This window comes from Rhizobium sp. BT04 (genome assembly GCF_030053135.1).
Classification (GTDB): Bacteria; Pseudomonadota; Alphaproteobacteria; order Rhizobiales; family Rhizobiaceae; genus Rhizobium; species Rhizobium binxianense.
This window is the reverse complement of sequence record NZ_CP125652.1, coordinates 3,109,165-3,126,399: the sequence shown is the minus strand read 5'-3', so window position 1 is coordinate 3,126,399 and position 17,235 is coordinate 3,109,165. Positions and strand designations below refer to the sequence as shown.

14 protein-coding genes are annotated in these 17,235 nt (G+C 62.0%); 5 read left to right on the top strand and 9 right to left on the bottom strand.

Going from position 1 to position 17,235, the window contains the following annotated elements:
- Positions 1-2: 2 nt before the first annotated feature.
- From QMO82_RS23405 to QMO82_RS23375, 7 genes are all read right to left on the bottom strand, one after another.
- Entirely contained in the window at positions 3-2,453 is a 2,451-nt protein-coding gene (locus tag QMO82_RS23405; protein WP_183609934.1) for an FAD-dependent oxidoreductase, read from the bottom strand.
- Positions 2,454-3,329 carry a choline kinase family protein gene (locus QMO82_RS23400; protein ID WP_183609933.1) on the bottom strand — a complete coding sequence of 292 codons (876 nt, stop codon included), beginning with the start codon at positions 3,327-3,329 and terminating at the stop codon, positions 2,454-2,456. It abuts the gene before it with no gap.
- Between the two features lie 64 nt (positions 3,330-3,393).
- Entirely contained in the window at positions 3,394-4,470 is a 1,077-nt protein-coding gene (locus tag QMO82_RS23395; RefSeq protein ID WP_183609932.1) for an ABC transporter ATP-binding protein, read from the bottom strand.
- Between the two features lie 31 nt (positions 4,471-4,501).
- Positions 4,502-5,575 carry a Gfo/Idh/MocA family protein gene (locus tag QMO82_RS23390; protein ID WP_183609931.1) on the bottom strand — a complete coding sequence of 358 codons (1,074 nt, stop codon included), beginning with the start codon at positions 5,573-5,575 and terminating at the stop codon, positions 4,502-4,504.
- A gap of 23 nt (positions 5,576-5,598) precedes the next feature.
- Positions 5,599-6,477, bottom strand: a complete 879-nt coding sequence (locus QMO82_RS23385) for a carbohydrate ABC transporter permease (RefSeq protein ID WP_183610052.1) — start codon at positions 6,475-6,477, stop codon at positions 5,599-5,601.
- Position 6,478: 1 nt separating this feature from the next.
- Entirely contained in the window at positions 6,479-7,438 is a 960-nt protein-coding gene (locus QMO82_RS23380; protein WP_179874056.1) for a carbohydrate ABC transporter permease, read from the bottom strand.
- 6 nt (positions 7,439-7,444) lie between these two features.
- Positions 7,445-8,731 (bottom strand): ABC transporter substrate-binding protein, encoded by a 1,287-nt coding sequence (locus tag QMO82_RS23375; protein ID WP_183609930.1) that lies wholly within the window; start codon positions 8,729-8,731, stop codon positions 7,445-7,447.
- A gap of 266 nt (positions 8,732-8,997) precedes the next feature.
- On the opposite strand from QMO82_RS23375, the gene QMO82_RS23370 reads away from it, so the two are divergent.
- The 5 genes from QMO82_RS23370 (at position 8,998) to QMO82_RS23350 (ending at position 14,337) form a co-directional block, all read left to right on the top strand.
- Complete coding sequence (locus QMO82_RS23370; RefSeq protein WP_183609929.1) at positions 8,998-9,675, top strand: TetR/AcrR family transcriptional regulator; 678 nt, start codon at positions 8,998-9,000, stop codon at positions 9,673-9,675.
- A gap of 167 nt (positions 9,676-9,842) precedes the next feature.
- Positions 9,843-10,991, top strand: coding sequence for a Gfo/Idh/MocA family protein (locus tag QMO82_RS23365; protein WP_183609928.1), 1,149 nt, complete (start codon positions 9,843-9,845; stop codon positions 10,989-10,991).
- A 3-nt stretch (positions 10,992-10,994) separates the two neighbouring features.
- Entirely contained in the window at positions 10,995-12,158 is a 1,164-nt protein-coding gene (locus tag QMO82_RS23360) for a dihydrodipicolinate synthase family protein (RefSeq protein WP_183609927.1), read from the top strand.
- A 28-nt stretch (positions 12,159-12,186) separates the two neighbouring features.
- Positions 12,187-13,017 (top strand): sugar phosphate isomerase/epimerase, encoded by an 831-nt coding sequence (locus QMO82_RS23355; RefSeq protein ID WP_183609926.1) that lies wholly within the window; start codon positions 12,187-12,189, stop codon positions 13,015-13,017.
- 42 nt (positions 13,018-13,059) lie between these two features.
- A complete protein-coding gene (locus QMO82_RS23350; protein WP_183609925.1) occupies positions 13,060-14,337 on the top strand; it encodes a Gfo/Idh/MocA family protein in 1,278 nt (425 codons plus the stop codon).
- A 30-nt stretch (positions 14,338-14,367) separates the two neighbouring features.
- Here QMO82_RS23350 and QMO82_RS23345 read toward each other — a convergent pair whose 3' ends face one another.
- Together QMO82_RS23345 and QMO82_RS23340 are read right to left on the bottom strand one after the other, a co-directional pair.
- On the bottom strand, positions 14,368-15,381 hold the full coding sequence (locus tag QMO82_RS23345) for a hydroxyacid dehydrogenase (RefSeq protein WP_183609924.1): 1,014 nt from the start codon (positions 15,379-15,381) through the stop codon (positions 14,368-14,370).
- Complete coding sequence (locus tag QMO82_RS23340; protein ID WP_183609923.1) at positions 15,378-17,234, bottom strand: DUF2264 domain-containing protein; 1,857 nt, start codon at positions 17,232-17,234, stop codon at positions 15,378-15,380. Before QMO82_RS23340 ends, QMO82_RS23345 begins: the two co-directional genes overlap by 4 nt.
- Position 17,235: the final 1 nt, after the last annotated feature.

Below are 17,235 nucleotides of genomic sequence, written 5' to 3'. Positions count from 1 at the left end.
GGCTACGCTTTGATGCGCGCCATATCCGGATCGTAGAGCGGCGACAGCGACACCTTGCAGGGGATGCGTTCCCGCGCGACATCGAGTTCATAGGTGCCGGAGAGGACGAAATCCTCGGTCACCCCTTCGGGATTGCGGACATAGCCGTAGCCGATCGGCTTGCCCAGCGTATAACCGAAGCCGCCGCTCGACAGCCAGCCGACGCGCTTGCCGTCGCGATAGATCGTTTCGCGGCCGAGCAGCACCGCATCGGCATCCTCCGGAATGAAGCAGGTGAGGCGCTTCTTCACGCCGCCCGAAAGCTGCCGTTCGATCGCCTCGCGGCCGCGGAAGGGAATGTTCTTGCGCATCTTCACCGCCCAGCCGAGGCCGGCTTCGACGGGCGTGTGGTCGGGACCGATATCCGATCCCCAGGCGCGATAGCCCTTTTCCAGGCGGCAGCTCTCGATAGCGCGGTAGCCGGCATTGACGAGGCCGAGCTCGCCGCCTGATGCCATCAGCACGTCATAGACCGTGGTGGCATATTCGATCGGAATATGCAGCTCGTAACCAAGCTCGCCGACATAAGTGATGCGCAGCGCCCGCACCGGGCAGCCTGATATGCCGATGGTTCTGACCTGGCCGAAGGGGAAGGACGCATTCGAGACATCGCTGCCCGTCACCTTTTCCAGCACGGCGCGGGAATTCGGTCCCATCAGCGACAGCACGGAATAGGCTGAGGTGACGTCGACCAGCTCGGCATGTGTCTCCGCCGGTATATTGCGGGCGATCCAGTCGAAGTCATGGGTGGCGAAGCCGGTGCCGGTAACGATGTAATATTCGTTCTCGGCGATCCGGGCGACCGTCACGTCGCATTCGATGCCGCCCTTGTCGTTCAGCATCTGCGTGTAGACGAGCGATCCCACAGGCCTTGCGACATCGTTGGAAGCGATCCAAGAAAGGGCTGCCTCGGCATCCCTGCCCTTGAGTACGAATTTGGCAAAGGAGGTCTGGTCGAAGATGACGGCCGCTTCGCGTACCGCCTTATGCTCGCGGCCGACGGCATCGAACCAGTTCTGCCTGGTGTAGCTGTAGACATCCTTCGGCTCCTCATTGGCAAAGAGATCGGCAAACCAGTTCGGCCGTTCCCAGCCGAGCTTTTCGCCGAAACAGGCGCCCTGCGCCTTCAGCCGGTCATAGAGCGGCGATTTGCGGCAGGGGCGGCCGCTCGAATGTTCCTCGAAAGGCCAGGCCATGGTGTAATGTTTGCCATAAGCGTCGAGCGTGCGGGTGCGCACCCAGTCGGTATCGAAATGCGGACGACCGAAACGGCGGATATCCACCGGCCAGAGATCATAGGGCGGTTCGCCCTTCGTCACCCATTCGGCAAGCGCCATGCCGGCGCCGCCGGCAGAGGCGATGCCGAAGGCATTGAAACCAGCGCCGACGAAGAAATTCCTCAGCTCCGGCGCCTCGCCGAGAATGAAGTTGCCGTCGGGCGTGAAGCTTTCCGGGCCGTTCAGCAGCTGCTTGACGCCGACATTTTCCAGCGCCGGAACGCGGCCGAGCGCCTGCTCCATGATCTGCTCGAAATGGTCGAAATTGCTGTCCAGCAGCGTGTAGTGGAAACCATCGGGGATGCCGCTTTTCGCCCAGGGAATGGGGTTCGGCTCGTAGCCGCCCATGACGATGCCGCCGACTTCCTCCTTGTAATAGGTCAGGCGATCGGGATCGCGCAGCGTCGGCAGATTGGAGGGCACGCCGAAGGATTCGGTGATGATATATTGATGCTCGACGGAGACCAGCGGCACGTTGACACCGAAGCGGGCGGCAAAGGCACGCGTCCATTGGCCGGCGCACACGACGACGCGCTCGCATTCGATGCGGCCCTCGGCGGTGACGACGGCGCGTATCCGCCCCTTGTCGATTTCAAGGTCGAGAACTTCGGTATCCTCGAAGATCGAGACACCCGACATGCGGGCGCCCTTGGCCAGCGCCTGGGTGATGTCGGAGGGATTGGCCTGGCCGTCTGTCGGAAGGAAGGCGGCGCCGACGAGATCGTCAACCGTCATCAGCGGCCAGAGATCGAAGGCCTCCTGCGGCGTCAGCAACTGCATTTCGAGGCCAAAGGATTGGGCGGTGGTCGCCTGGCGGCGGACTTCTGTCCAGCGCTCCTCGTTGCAGGCCAGGCGCAGGCCGCCATTCATCTTCCAGCCGGTGCCGAGGCCGGTTTCATCCTCCAGCCGCTTATAGAGATCGACGGAATAGCCGAGCAGCTGGGTGATGTTGGCGCTGGTGCGCAGCTGGCCGACCAGGCCGGCGGCATGGAAGGTGGTGCCCGACGTCAGCTTCTTGCGCTCCAGCAGGACGGTATCGGTCCAGCCGAGCTTGCCGAGATGATAGGCTGTCGAGCAGCCGATGATGCCGCCGCCGATGACCACGGCTTTCGCCGTCTTCGGTAATTCTCTCGTCATTTATCGATCCTGTTCAAAGGCCTGATAGGCGCGTTCGAAGCGCCCGAGATTTTCGGCCGTATAGGCGGAATAGTCGAAATCGATGGTGGAATGGATTTCCGAAATCATGCTCCAGAGCGCCTCGCGCAGCAGCGAGGCGCATTTCATCGCGGTATAGCGGCGGCGGAGATCATCGGTGAGCGGCCGGTCGAAATAGCTCTCCAGCATCATTTGCTCGGCCGCTTGCGAGAGTTCGTTGTTGGAGGCCAATCCGCCGAGATCGAAAAGCGGCGTGTTGAAGCCGGCATAATCCCAGTCGATCAGCCAGAGCCGCTTGCCGTCATCGAGAAAATTGGCGGCGAGCAGATCATTGTGGCCGAAGGCGATCTCGAAAGGCCCTGCCGCGTCTTCCAGCGCCTCGGCCCGGCCGATGAGACCTGGCAGCAAAGCAAGATAGGGGCTCTCGGATGCCTTCAGACTGGCGGCATAATCGCGGATGACGTGGAAGACCCAGAAGATCATCGCCTGGCCGCGAAAATGCCGGGCAATGTCGCGGTGGCAGGCCCGCACCAGCGGCACGACCCGGGCCAGCGTATCCGGCGTCCTGATATCCTCCGGCGAAAGCGCCCTCGCCTCGATATAGTCGAGCACCAGCACGCCCGGCGAATGGTGGATGACGGCGGGCGATATGCCCGCTGCATGGGCGGCATAACTTGCGGCAAGCTCGTTCTGCCTGTTGATGTGATGGATCGGGATATCGGTGCCGAGTCTCACCACGCAGCGCGCGACGGCATCGCTGACCAGATAGTTCCTGTTGGTGATGCCGCCTGCTATCGGCGAAATGTCGATCGGGCCTTGCCAGATGCCGAGCGCATGAATCCTATCCTCAGGCGTCATGCTTATTCCCCTTCAGCCCCTTCCGAAAGGATGAGGCAGAGGAGGATCTGATGTCAAGCAGCGCTTAGATGGTCTTGCCCGAGGCATCGAAGACGTGGCAGCGGACCGGATCGAAGAAGGTCGTGACGTTGGTGCCGCGCTCGACCTTCTGCTGGCCGTCGAGCGCGATGGTCAGGAGCTGGCCATCCGGCGTCGTGGTGTAAAGCATAGTGGCGCCGCCGAGATTTTCGACGAGGTCGACATTGACGGTCGAAAGCGTGATGGCGCCGCCGGTCAGGGAAAGATGCTCGGGGCGGATGCCGAAGGTGACCTCATGGCCGGCTTCGCCGTTCAGCCGGCGTGGCAGGTGAACGGAATTGCCGCAGACATGGATGCTGGTTTCGGCCACGCCGACCTGCTCGATGCGCGCCCTCAGGAAATTCATCTTCGGGCTGCCGATGAAGCCGGCGACGAAGCGGTTGGCCGGATTGTTGTAGAGATCGAGAGGCGCGCCGACCTGCTCGATGCGGCCGGAATTCAGCACCACGATCTTGTCTGCCATCGTCATGGCTTCGACCTGGTCGTGGGTGACATAGATCATCGTGTTGCCGAGGCTGCGATGCAGGCGGGAAATTTCGACGCGCATCTGCACCCGAAGTTCGGCATCGAGGTTCGACAGCGGTTCGTCGAACAGGAAGATGCGCGGCTCGCGCACGATGGCGCGGCCGATGGCGACACGCTGGCGCTGGCCGCCGGAGAGCGCCTTCGGCTTGCGCTCCAGCAGCTTCTCGATCTGCAGGATCTCGGCGGCGCGTTTTACCTTGGGCTGGATCTCGGCCTTCTTGTAACCCGCCGTCTCCAGGCCGAAGGCGAGGTTCTTGTAAACCGACATATGCGGATAAAGCGCGTAGGACTGGAACACCATGGCGATGCCGCGCTTGGCCGGCGCCACCTCGTTCATGCGCTCGCTGTCGAGCAAAAGTGCGCCGCCCGAGATCTCTTCGAGACCGGCGATCATGCGCAGAAGGGTTGATTTTCCGCAGCCGGAGGGGCCGACGAAAACGACGAATTCGCCGGGATCGATCGTCAGGTCGATGCCATGGATCACATCCATCGCGCCGTAGCGCTTCTCGACCTTCTGAAGAACGACACTGGTTGCCATCTTCTCAAAACCCTCTCGTTTTATTTATCGGTTACTTCGTTCTTGCGCGCCAATCGGCGTATTTCGGACTGTCGGGACCGACCGGCAGTGGCACTTCGGCGCCGCTGTCGGAAGACTGATAGATCGCGGTCACCAGTTCCAGCGCGCGGCGGGCATCCACCGTCGTCACCGGCAGCGGCCCATGGCCGCTGAGGAAGGCGTGGAACTGGCCCATCTGGGTGGTGAAACGCGGCGCAACCGGCTGCCAGTCAGCAATCACCCGGTCGATCTTCTGCCGCACGTCATCATTGGCGGCGATGATCTTCCACGGATCCTTGCCTGGGGTGTAGGGCTCGTGGCTGCTTTCGAAAGTGACATTCTCGAAGTGCAGCCTCAGCCGGCTCAATTGTTCCTGCGAACCAAGCGTGCAGGACAGCGAGACAAAGGCACCGTTTTCCATCAACAGGCTGGCGGAGGCGCAATCCTCCACCTCGATATCGTTGACGCGGGTGGCGACACGGCCGAAGACCCTTGCCGCCGGGCCCATCAGATGCATCATCATGTCATGCAGATGCAGCGCATGGGTGACGAGCACACCGCCCAGTTCCGTCGCCCATTTGCCGCGCCAGGGCACAGCATAATATTCCGGCTTGCGCAGCCAGAAGGTTTCGACCGAAGCCGTATAGGCTTTGCCGGCAATGCCGGCGTCGATGATCCGTTTGGCCTTCTGGATACCGTCGCCGTAACGATATTGGAAAATCGGCATCAACACGCCCGGGGCCGCTTTTTCCGCTTCCATGATCGTATCGACGCCGGCAAGCGAGCCGGTCAGCGGCTTTTCGCAAACCACATGTTTACCGGCGGCAAGCGCTGCGACCACCTGTTCCAGATGGATGCCGGGCGGGGTGCAGATATCGATGATGTCGATCGTCTCGTCAGTCAGCAACTCCAAAAAGGAGGTGGTGCGGCGTTCGATGCCGAACTCGTCGCCGACCGAAGCTAGGCGCTGCTCGTTCAGGTCGCAGATCGCCACGACCTTGAACTTGTCGGAATGCGGCAGATAACCCTCGACGATATGCGAGCGGCCGATGCCGCAGCCGACGATCGCCACCGTCTTCACGCCCATGTCACTCTTTCCCATTGCCGCCGTCAACGCTTCATGCCCGTCGTGGCGATGCCCTCGATCAGCAGGCGCTGGAAGAACAGGAAGAAGAAGAACACCGGCACGAGCGTCAGGGTCGACATGGCGAACAGGCCGCCCCAATCCGATGCGCTGGTGGAGTCGACGAAGGTGCGCAGACCGAGCTGGATCGTATAGGTGTTCATGTCGTTCAGGTAGATCAGCGGACCGAAGAAATCGTCCCAGGTCCAGATGAAGGAGAAGATCGCGGCCGTCGCCAGCACCGGCAGCGACAGCGGCAGCATGATCTTCCAGTAGATGCGCCAGGCGCTGCAGCCATCCATCATCGCCGCCTCGTCGAGTTCGCGCGGGATACCGCGGAAGAATTGCACCATGAGGAAGATGAAGAAGGCGTCGCTTGCCAGGAATTTCGGCACGACAAGCGGCAGGATGGTGTTCACCCAGCCGAGATCGAGGAAGAGCACATATTGCGGGATCAGCGTCACGTGATAGGGGATCATCAGCGTCCCGAGCATGATCGCGAACCAGAAGTTCCGGCCGGCAAAGCGCAGCCGCGCAAAGGCGTAGGCCGTCAGCGAACAGGCAATCACATTGCCGGTCACCACCAGCAGAGAGATGACGAGCGAATTCCAGAAGAACCGGCCGAAGCTGATATCGAGGCCATTCCAACCGCGCGCATAGGAGGAGACATCGATCGACGACGGGATCAGCGAGGTCGACGAAAAGATCTCGTTTTCCGGCCTGACCGATGCCGAAACCATCCACAACAGCGGATAGAGCATGAGAAGCGAAGCGGCGATCAGCAGGGCGTGGATGATGAGCGACGCCGGCAGGCTGCGTTTGGTGATATCGGATGGCGGCCTGGCCGCAGTGACGGAAGCGGTCATCTCAGTCATCGTAGTGCACCCAATAACGCGAGGTCAGGAAGGAGAAGGCAGTGAAGATCGCGATGATCACCACCAGGATCCAGGCGAGCGCCGAAGCATAGCCCATGCGGAAATTGCCGAAGGCTTCCTGATAGAGATAGAGCGTGTAAAAGAGCGTCGAGTTGATCGGACCGCCCGTGCCGCCTGATATGATGAAGGCGGGCGTGAAGGCCTTGAAGGCTTCGATCGTCTGGACGACGGCGTTGAAGAAGATCACCGGCGTCAGAAGCGGCAGCGTGATCTTGTAGAATTGCCGGAATTTCGAGGCGCCGTCGAGGCTGGCCGCCTCATACATATCCTGCGGAATCTGGCGCAGGCCGGCCAGGAAAATAATCATCGGCGAGCCGAACTGCCAAACGGACAGCGCCACCAGCGTGTAAATCGAATAGCTCGGATGCGAGATCCAGCTCGGACCTTCGATGCCGAAATGCGAGAGCGCGGCATTGACGAGGCCATCACTGGCGAAAAGCTGCCGCCAGAGCACGGCGATCGCCACGCTGCCGCCGAGCAGCGACGGCAGATAAAAGATGGCGCGGTAGATCGGCAGCCCGCGCAGGCCGCGGTTCAGCGCCATGGCGACCAGCAAGGCGAAGGTCAGTTTGAACGGCACCGAGAAGACCACGTAGGTCAGGGTGACGTGCATGGCGGCCGAGAATTTCGGATCCGCCGTGGCGATGCGCACGTAATTCGCGGTCCCCACCCACCTCGGCGACTGCAGCATGTCGAAGTCGGTGAAGGAGAGATAGAGCGAAATCAGGGCCGGCCCGAGCGTCAGCCCGAAAAAGCCGACGAGCCATGGCAGAAGGAAGAGATAGCCGGGAGCATTGGCATTCCAGAGACGCCGGAAGCGTCCTTCGGCCACGGCCCCCTGATATCTTTCCACGGATATGGCCCCTGCGGGCGTGCGCATCGCATTGCTCATACGGGATCAGCCTCGTGCGAGAATCTGCGTAATTTCGGTGACAAGCTGCTTGCCGCCATCCGAAGGAGATAGCTGTCCGAAGGCCACCTGTTCGGCGATGTTGCGCAGAATAAGGGTGCCTTCGCCTGCGCCGGTCGGCGGCGGAGGCGGCAGCGGGCCGGCAAGATCACCGAGGCCGGCAACATAATCGAGCGGAACCTTGCCGATTTCGTCGAGTTTGGTGGCGACGACATCGCGCATTGCCTTCGATTCCGGAATGCCGCGCTCGACGTCGAGGATCACCGCGGCATCCGGATTCTTGACGAAGAAGTTGACGTAGTCGACCGCCTGATCCATCACCTTCGACTGCGCCGAGACGGAGAAGAACATCGATGGCTTGCGGTAATGGCCGCCCTTCGAGTCCGGCGTGATGCGCATGTAGTTGGTCAGCGCCAGCTTGTCCTTGACCATGGCCTGGTAGCCGACGAACTGGTTGCTATGTGCGTAGTCGCAAGCAGCCTTGCCGACGGTGAGCGGGCTGGTGTCGATCGTATCCTTGTAGAGAGCCTGGATATCAGGGGTGACGCAAGCTCCGGCTTCGCGGAACTTGGCCCACATATCGAACCATTCAGACGCTTCTTCAGGACCGAAAGCGATCTTCGAGTCGGCCGTATAGAGCGCCTTGCCGCGTTGGCGGAGGTAGTTTTCAAGGGCCGGTTCGACACCGCTGCCGTCGGCAAAACCGAAATAACCCTTGCGCTTACCGGCCTTGGTCATCTCGGCGCCGATCTTGCCGAATTCTTCCCAGGTCGTCTTCTGCGTCGGCATATCGATGCCGGCCTCTTTGAAGGCCGCGGCGTTCAACACGGTTGCGGCCGAGTTGGCGCCGAGACTGACACCATAGAGATGGCCATCGACCTTGCCGCCTTCTATCTGCGCAGGATCGAAATCCTCGAGCTGCAGCTTCGACGGCATGTAGGATTCCAGCGGAGCGAGGGCGCCGCGCCGGGCATATTCGACGATATAACGGTAGTCCATCTGGATGATGTCAGGGGCGTTGCGGCCGGCGACCTGGGTCGCAAGTCGTGGCCAGTAATCGGCCCATCCGAGAAACTCGCCGTTGATGGCGGTGCCAGCATTCTTCGACTTGTAGAGTTCCGACACCTTGTTGGTGCGGTCTGCACGCGGCTGCGAACCCCACCACAGCAGACGCAGGCGCGTTTCCTGTGCCATGGCGCTGGTTCCGAGTGCCGCGAGCGACAGAAGCGTGGCTCCTCCCGCAACGAAATTACGTCTGCTTACACGTAGGCTCATTTTTTCCTCCTCCAAAGGGAAGCGCCTCCACACGCTTCCGACCAGTTACCCTTGCATAAATAACTAATTGGTTACAAGCTACGAGCAAAGCGGCAAGCGTGTCAAGCGGTGTCGGCCAGAGCATGATGCCGAAAAGGTGTGAGCGGCTTTCGAACGGCATCATGCTCTCACTATTCACACTGGAACAGGGCCGCGCTTCTGAATTCGGTTTTTACAATTTCGCACTGAAGGCTTATGAGCGCAACAAGCGAGACGGAGGTGGAGAGATGAACGACAGCGGCGAGCATGGGGAGAAAAAAAAATCGCGGCGCCCATCTCAGGAACGGACGGCCCAGCGCGATCCGGAGCGGACACGCGCCGCAATCCTTGAAGCAGCCACCCGGGAATTCGCCGAAAACGGCATGGGCGGGGCCCGCGTCGACGCCATCGCCGAGCGCGCCGGCACCAACAAGCGCATGCTCTACCATTATTTCGGCGACAAGGAGCAGCTCTATCTCCGCGTGCTCGAAGAAGCCTATGTCGGCATCCGCACCGCCGAGCGCGCGCTCCATATCGGCGACCGCAGTCCGGAGGAGGGCATCGGGGAACTGGCGCTCTTCACCTGGCGCTATTTTCTCCAGCACCCGGAATTCCTCAGCCTGCTCGGCACGGAAAACCTGCATCGGGCCCGGTGGCTGCGCCAATCCGTGCGGCTCAAGGAGCTCCATTCGCACCTGATCGGCGAGCTGACCGATGTGCTCGAGCAGGGAAAGAAGCAGGGCGTCTTCATCGAGACCGCCGACCCCCTGCATGTCTACCTGACGATCGCCTCGCTCGGTTATTTCTACCTTTCCAACCAGTACACGCTTTCGACGATCTTCGGCCGCGACCTGATCGAGCCGACCCATCTCAATGCCTGGGAAAAACATATCGTCCACGTCACGCTGACCTCGATCAAGCGCTAGATGTGAGCCTTCTGCAGCCTGACCCGGAAAGGCGCTGGTCTCGAAAGTCGGATTCGACTCTTGACAGCGGCGCCGCTCTTCTGCCATCAAGTAACTGTTTAGTTACCGGCTTGGGAGGGCCGGGCCGGATGCCCGCTCCCGCCGCAAAAGATTCCAGGGAGGAAAAAATGGCACGCTTGGGGATCATCTTGCACGGCGTTACCGGCCGCATGGGCTACAATCAGCACCTGGTGCGTTCGATCCTCGCCTTCCGCGACCAGGGCGGCATCACGCTGCAATCGGGCGAAAAACTCGAGATCGACCCGATCATCGTCGGCCGCAACGGCGCCAAGATGGAAGAGCTGGCGAAGAAGCACGGCATCCAGCGCTGGTCGAGCGATCTGAATGCCGCGCTCGCCAATCCCGACGACACGATCTTCTTCGACGCTGGCACGACGCTGATGCGTGCCGAGCTGCTGTCCAAGGCGCTCGATGCCGGCAAACATGTCTATTGCGAAAAGCCGATCTCCGACGACCTGCAGGTGGCGATCGATCTCGCCCGCAAGGCGCGGCGCTCCGGGCTCAAGCACGGCGTCGTGCAGGACAAGCTCTTCCTGCCCGGCCTGCGCAAGCTGGCGCTGCTGAAAGATTCCGGCTTCTTCGGCAAGATCCTCTCGGTGCGCGGCGAATTCGGCTACTGGGTTTTCGAAGGCGATTGGGGCGTGCCGGCCCAGCGTCCCTCCTGGAATTACCGCAAGGGCGACGGCGGCGGCATCATTCTCGACATGCTCTGCCACTGGCGCTACGTGCTCGACAATCTGTTCGGTGAAGTCAAAGCCGTCTCCTGCCTCGGCGCCACGCATATTCCGCGCCGCATCGACGAGCAGGGCAAGCCTTATGATTGCGACACAGATGACGCGGCCTATGCGACCTTCGAGCTCGACGGCGGCGCGATCGCGCAGATCAACTCCTCCTGGGCTGTGCGCGTGCGCCGCGACGACCTCGTCACCTTCCAGGTCGACGGCACGCATGGTTCGGCCGTCGCCGGCCTGACGAAATGCTGGAGCCAGCACCGCGTCAACACGCCGAAGCCGGTCTGGAACCCAGACCAGCCGCAGACGATCGACTTCTACAAGACCTGGGACGAAGTCCCGGACACCCAGGCCTTCGACAACGGCTTCAAGGCGCAGTGGGAAATGTTCATCCGCCATGTCGTCGAAGATGCGCCCTGGCCCTATGGCCTGGAGGCCGGCGCCAAGGGCGTACAGCTGGCCGAACTCGGGCTGAAATCCTGGGCCGAACGCCGCTGGCTCGATGTTCCGGCACTGGAGTTCTGAGCCGTGACGACGATCAATCTCCCCCTCGACGGCAAGGTCGTCCCCTATGCGCTGACCGGCACGCCGATCGAGCTGAAGCAGCGCGACGCCAACAGCTTCCCGCGCATCGCCTTTGCCGCCGCCCATGTGGTCGCCGATCCGCTCGGCGACAATGATCCCTGGCTGACGCCGGCGATCGACTGGGAGCGGACGCTGGCCTTCCGCCACCGGCTCTGGGATCTCGGCCTCGGCGTCGCCGAGGCGATGGATACGGCCCAGCGCGGCATGGGCCTCGGCTGGCCGGAAGCGCGCGAGCTGATCCGCCGGGCGCTGAGCGAAGCGGCCGGCCGCAAGGATGCGCTGATCGCCTGCGGCGCCGGCACCGATCATCTGACACCCGGACCCGACGTCACGATCGATACGATCCTCCGGGCCTATGAGGAGCAGATCGAAACGGTGGAGGCAGCCGGCGGCCGCATCATCCTGATGGCGAGCCGGGCGCTGGCTGTCGCCGCCAAGGGACCGGACGATTATGTGAGGGTCTATGACCGCATCCTTCGCCAGGTCAGGGAACCTGTCATCATCCACTGGCTGGGCGAAATGTTCGATCCGGCGCTTGAGGGATATTGGGGCAATGGCGATCACCTGAAAGCCATGGAAACCTGCCTTGAGGTGATCGAAGCCAATGCCTCCAAGGTCGACGGCATCAAGGTCTCGCTGCTTTCCAAGGAGAAGGAAGTGACCATGCGCCGGCAACTGCCCAGAGCCGTGCGCATGTATACCGGCGACGACTTCAATTATGCCGAACTGATCGCCGGCGACGAACAGGGTCATTCGGACGCGCTGCTCGGCATTTTCGATGCGATCGCCCCGGCAGCGTCCGCAGCACTCGACGCGCTCGGCCGCAAGAGCAATCACGAGTTCTTCGATCTGCTTGAGCCGACCGTGCCGCTGTCGCGCCACATCTTCAAGGCGCCGACCCGCTTCTACAAGACCGGTGTCGTCTTCCTCGCCTATCTTAACGGCCTGCAGGATCATTTCACCATGGTGGGCGGCCAGCAGAGCACCCGCTCGCTGACGCATCTGGCCGAACTCTTCCGCCTGGCCGACAAGGCGCGGGTGCTGGCCGATCCGGACCTCGCGACAAGGCGGATGAAACAGGTGCTCGCCGTCCACGGCGTCAACTAAGCGCGAGACGGCGCGGGAGGAGAATGACATGCAGGTCGAAGGGCTTTCGATCAATCTGGCGACGATCCGCGAGCAATGCGGCTTTGCCGAGGCCGTCGATATCTGCCTGAAGCACGGCATCACCTCGATCGCGCCCTGGCGCGACCAGGTCGCCAAAGCCGGGCTCGACGAGGCGGTGCGGATCGTCAAATCGAACGGCATTAAGCTGACCGGGCTTTGCCGCGGCGGCTTCTTTCCGGCGGCAAACGATGCCGACTGGCAGAAAAACCTCGACGACAACAGACGTGCGATCGACGAGGCGGCAGCCTTCGCAGCCGATTGCCTGGTGCTCGTCGTCGGCGGCCTGCCGGGCAGCTCGAAGGATATTGTCGCGGCACGGCAGATGGTGTTCGACGGCATTGCCGCCGTGCTGCCGCATGCGCAGGCAGCCGGCGTGAAGCTCGCCATCGAGCCGCTGCATCCGATGTATGCCGCCGACCGGGCCTGCGTGAACACACTCGGCCAGGCGCTCGACATGTGCGAGCCGCTCGGTGAGGATGTCGGCGTGGCGATCGACGTCTATCATGTCTGGTGGGATCCCGATCTTGCCAACCAGATCGCCCGCGCCGGACGGATGAAACGCATCTTTGCCCATCACATCTGCGACTGGCTGGTGCCGACCAAGAACATGCTGCTCGACCGCGGCATGATGGGCGATGGCGTCATCGACCTCAAAGGCATAAGACGGATGATCGAAGCTGCCGGCTTCTTCGGCGCACAGGAGGTGGAGATCTTTTCGGCCGAGACCTGGTGGAAACGCCCGGCCGACGAGGTGATCGCCACTTGCGTCGAGCGCTTCCGGAGCTGCTGCCAGATCTGATTTTCAATATTTGTTTCATCACGCATGCAGGAGGATCATTCGATGGAGAAACGCCGTTTTGCCCTCATCGGCACCGGAAACCGCGGCACCACCATGTGGGGCAAGGATCTGCTTGCCGGCTGGCGCGAACATGTCGACCTCACAGCCATCGTCGAGAAGAATTCGCTTCGCGGCGAGCGCGCCCGCAACATGATCGGCAGCAATGCGCCGCTCTATGACAATATCGATTCCATGCTGACCGAGCAGAAGCCGGATCTGGCCATCGTCTGCACGCCCGACCATACGCATGACGATATCATCGTGCGGGCGCTGGAGTCCGGCATCGACGTCATCACCGAAAAGCCGATGACCACCTCGATCGAGAAAATTCGCAGGATTCTGGATGCCGAAAAGCGCACCGGCCGCCGGGTCGACGTCTCCTTCAACTACCGCTATGCGCCGACGGCGGCCAAGATCAAGGAATTGCTGAATGCCGGCGAGATCGGCCGGGTGACCTCGGTCGATTTTCACTGGTATCTCAACACCAAGCACGGCGCCGATTACTTCCGCCGCTGGCATGCCTATACGGAAAATTCCGGCAGCCTGTTCGTCCACAAGGCCACCCACCATTTCGACCTGCTGAACTGGTATCTCGACAGCGATCCCGAGTCCGTCACCTCCTTTGCCGACCTGCAGAATTACGGCCGCAAGGGCCCGTTCCGCGGCCCCCGCTGCAAGCTCTGTCCGCACACGCAGGAATGCGACTACTATCTCGATCTCGAAGCCGATCCCTTCCTCGATCAGCTTTACGAGGATCCCTCTGAGATCGACGGCTACTTCCGCGACGGGTGCGTCTTTCGCGAGGATATCGACATTCCCGATACGATGGTGGTCAGCCTCCGCTACCGCAACAATGTCCACGTCTCCTATTCGCTGAACACCTTCCAGCCGATCGAAGGCCATCACCTCGCCTTCAACGGCACCAAGGGGCGCATCGAGCTTCGCCAGTATGAGGCTCAGCCCTGGGAAGAGCCGAAGCAGGACACGATCCAGCTGATCCGCAATTTCCCCAACGGCAGAGAGGCGGTAGAGCGCATCGTCGTTCCGCATTTCACCGGCGGCCATTACGGCGGCGACGACCGGATGCGCAACATGATCTTCAAACCCGACATGGAAGACAGGCTCGCTCAGCGGGCCGGCACGCGGGCGGGCGCCATGTCCGTGCTCTGCGGCATTGCCGCGCTGACGAGCTCGCGCACCGGTAAAGTCGTCGATATCGCCGAGCTGATGCCCGAGCTTGCCAATGACGGTTCGCCCAATTCGCTGAGGACACCACGCTGACGCAGAACCCCGCTGGACGGGGAATAAGCGTCAGGCGATGTTTTCCAGATTCTCTCGGCGGATCTGGTAGAGCAGCGGCCGGCCGGTCATAAAACGCTCGACCTCGTCCACCGCCATCTCGCCGAGGCGCCCCCGTTCCAGCCCGATGGCGCCGGCGATATGCGGCGTCAGGAAGACGTTGGGCAGATCGTAGAATGCGGAACCCGCGTCCGGAATCTCGGGATCGGTCACGTCGATGACCGCGTCGATGCGGCCGGTCTTCAGCTCCGAAAGCAGGGCGGCCTCATCAATGAGGATGCCGCGCGCGGTGTTGATGAGCGTTGCCCCGTCCTTCATCAGCGACAGTCTCCGCGCATCGATCATATGCTGCGTCGACGGCAGCGACGGCGCGTGCAGGGAGATGATATCGGCTCGCCGCATCAATGCGTCGAGATCGACCTTTTCCGCTCCCAATCCGGCTGCCTCGACGGCATCGAGCATGGGATCGAACAGCAGCAGCCTGTAATCGAAGGGTTTCAAGAACTCGATGACGCGCCTGCCGATGCGCGAGGCGCCGACGATGCCGAGAGTGCGGCCATAATTCCCGATCGCCTGGCGCTGCATCGGATAGGTCCGATCGCGGTTGCGGTCGGCGACGTAGAGATCGCGGAAACGGAAGGCGCGTTTGCCGGCGAAGAGGATCGCGGCGAGCGTGAATTCGGCAACCGGCACGGCATTGGCCTCGGCCGAATGGCTGACCGCTATGATGCCGGTTTCGAAGATGGCTTCGTCGATGATGCCCTTCACCGTGCCCGCCGCATGGACGATGAGGCGAAGCTGCGGTGCGGCCGCGGGAATCTCAGGCCCGACATAGGGCGCGCCCCAGCCGGTGATCAGAATTTCGGCTTCGGAGAGCAGGCGTCTTGCCCGCGCGTCGTCCAAGCGCTGCAACGGCTCGGGGTCCAGCAGGCGACCGATGGTATCGAGCCGGCGCAGGACCGCATCGGGCAGGACATGCTCTGTGCGCGATGGCTCCATGGCAAGGACGATTGCCGGACGACTCATGGCATCTGTCCGGGCGCTTCGATGGCGCTGACGGCGACGCCCTTTTCCCGCACCAGGGCCTCCAGCGCCGCAATATCAGGCGCTTTCGGCGGCCGCGTCCACACAGACGAGACGGCAGCGGGATCGCCCAGCGCCAGCACCGCCGTCACCAAGATGGTTTCACCAGCCGGAATCTGGCCGCGCAGTTGCGGCACGATAGTCTTGGCGACGATCACATTGGTATTGGGCTGCGCCTTCTGCGCCAGCCCGGCGCGTTTGACCGAGGAGCCGAGGTCGAGAATGCCGGTAAAATCGGCTTCGCCGATCGCATAGGCGACGCCCTCCGAAGCCGACAGCGTGTCCTGCTCAAAATCCCGGCGGCCGATGGCAAAGCCGCCTTCGGCGATCCGAAGCGGCCGGCCTGCCCTGATCCGATGGAGGCGGATATGCCAGGGAGCTGCGGGCACCAGCCAGGTTTCGACACCGACATCGGGGAAAGGCGACCATTTCGCATAAAGCACGTCGCCTGCGAGCCTGGCCTGCTCATTGGTTTCGCGCACGCGGTAGTGCAGGCCGTCATCGCTGAAGGCCAGCATCGAATCGAAGGCGGCGAGGCCAAAGGCGCGTTCGTCGGATTCGACGCTGAAGCCGTAGCGGGTGGAATAAGCGAACTTCGCATATTTTTCGGTGCCGAAACGCATCTGCAGGTTTTCCTGGCCTGATGACAGCGCCACGACATCGCCGCCCGCCGGCATGATCACCATGCCCGGATGACGCTGGGGAACGACATCGGGGCTTTGCTCCGGCGCCTTTTCGCTCGCCATCCAGAACGGATGATCCGCGGCGATCGCGAGCGGCAGGAAAGCCTTGAGCGCCCAGTAGGGCGAGCCGGCGGAATTGTAGCTTTCCGACATCAGCAGGTTCGGATAGCCGAAACCGATCGACAGCACGCCGTCGCGATCGGCAATCGGCTTGTCCTTCCACCAGCGCAGATGCTGCAGGCAGAGATGCTTGATCTCGCCCCAGGGCAGAGCCTCAAGATCGGCAAAGGCGAGTGCCGACCAGAAGCCGGCGCAGGCAAAGCGATAGGTCAGACTGCGGCCGAAGGGGATGGTGGCACCGTCAGCGGCAAACCAGTGGCGGAAATCCCGGGCAAAGAGGATCGCGCGTTCGCGGTAGCGTTTCGCGTAGTCGTCGTCGACGAGCTTCGAATAAATCAGGCCATAAAAATGCATGGCGAAGGGAATGTAGTGGTCGATGCGGCGCACGTTGCCGTCGCGATACCAGCCGTCGCCGATATAGAAGCCTTCGAGCTCCTGCAGATATTGTTGCGTCAGGCTGCGGTCGAAATCGACGCCGAGGCGATCAAGCGCGATGTCGACGAAAATCCTAAAGAATTTCCAATTGTTGTCGGCATAGTCGAACTGCCTGACATGTTTGAGGTAGGCGACGACGTTGCCGCGGGCGCGCGCGTCGAGCGGCTCCCAGATCTTTTCCGGCACCAGCGCCAAAGCAAAACCGAGAGCGGCAAGCTCGACCATCCGCTGATCGCGGCCATTGACCGTTCCCCAATATTCAGGATGGGCGGGATCGGTGCCGTTTGCGAGACCTTCGGCAAAACGATGCCAGTGAGCGAAGTCGCCGCCCCCGGCGCCAAGCGGCGCCAATCCCCAGAGCGGGCGGGCGAAGCCTTCGAGATCGGCCGCCGCCCGGTCGAAATGGGCGGCGGCGCCGCTCAGCCTGACGCGGGCATTGCCTTTCGAGAAACAGGCAAGCAGCGGATCGAAGAGCGCCAGAAGAGCGCGGCTCATATCGGCGCGGGTTTTAAGCGGATTGCCTGCAAGCGGATTGGCGCTGGCGGGATCATAGGTCATC